The sequence below is a fragment of the Salinihabitans flavidus genome, assembly GCF_900110425.1.
Classification (GTDB): domain Bacteria; phylum Pseudomonadota; class Alphaproteobacteria; order Rhodobacterales; family Rhodobacteraceae; genus Salinihabitans; species Salinihabitans flavidus.
Map to the genome: position 1 here is coordinate 14,268 of NZ_FODS01000033.1, position 1,147 is coordinate 15,414.

At 61.9% G+C, this 1,147-nt stretch carries 2 protein-coding genes; one reads left to right on the forward strand and one right to left on the reverse strand.

Annotated features, from left to right (window positions below):
* Positions 1-19: 19 nt before the first annotated feature.
* A complete protein-coding gene (locus BMW66_RS17735; RefSeq protein WP_093120409.1) occupies positions 20-370 on the reverse strand; it encodes a DUF6064 family protein in 351 nt (116 codons plus the stop codon).
* 94 nt (positions 371-464) lie between these two features.
* Here BMW66_RS17735 and BMW66_RS20125 point away from each other — a divergent pair.
* On the forward strand, positions 465-1,147 hold a 683-nt coding region (locus BMW66_RS20125), incomplete at its 3' end, for a transposase (RefSeq protein WP_139196234.1).

Below are 1,147 nucleotides of genomic sequence, written 5' to 3' on the forward strand. Positions count from 1 at the left end.
TGACCGTCGGGCAGGTCGCCTAAGCCGCATCCGCCGCGACGTGCCGGGCGAAGTGCAGGCCCGACAGCCGGGCCACAGCGAACAGGATCAGGAGCAGCCCGACCACCGAGCGTGCACCCGCCGCGGTCGCGAAGCGAAATGCCGGGCTCCGCACCGGCAGGACGACCAGCAGGATCGCCTGCGCCACGAAGAGTGCGGCGAAAAGAGCGGCCGCCGGATTGATCTCGCGGAAGAACAGCCAGTGGTAGCCGACGCCGTTCACCGCCCACATCGCGGCCAGCGTCGCGGAGATGAAGAGCGCCGCGTCGCGGCCGAGTCTGGTCTGGACCGGACGTGTCTTGAAGGGTGACCACAGTTTGCAGTTTTGCAAGGTCCGCTCCCTGCGTATTCCGTTGAAAAACTCTGCTTGATTGCTTGGCTGGCCACTGATTCACTTTCGTTAGGGTTTGCGGAGGTAGACGGCGATGATGGGACCGCGGCAGGAAGCACAGAGCGCGCTATTTTATGAGTTTTCGATCGAAGGGCATGTCCCGCAAGATCACTTGCTGCGCTCGGTTGACCGGTTTGTCGATCTGCCCGGTATCCGCCAGCATCTTGCGCCTTTCTACAGCTCCACGGGGCGGCCATCGGTTGATCCGGAACTGATGATCCGAATGCTGCTGGTTGGTTACATCATGGGCATCCGGTCAGAACGGCGGCTGTGCGAGGAGGTTCATCTTAACCTCGCGTATCGCTGGTTCTGCCGTCTTGATCTAACCAAGGCGGTTCCCGACCATTCGACCTTTTCCAAAAACCGGCATGGCCGTTTCCGTGACAGTGATCTGCTGCGGCATCTGTTTGAGACGGTTGTCGCGCGTTGCATCTCGGAGGGACTGGCGAGCGGGCAGCGTCTGGCTGCGGACGCCAGCCTCATCCAGGCCGATGCGAACCGGCAGAACTCAACACCACAGGCGGATTGGGAACCGACGGCCATCAATCCCGAGGATGCACCAAGGGCCGTCCGGGACTATCTTGCCACCCTTGATGATGCAGCTTTTGGTGCGGCCAGCCCGGTCGAGCCAAAGTTCACATCTCATTCCGACCCGGCATCGCAGTGGACCGGGGCGCGAGGCGGCCCGGCCTATTTTGCCTATTCCACCAACTACCT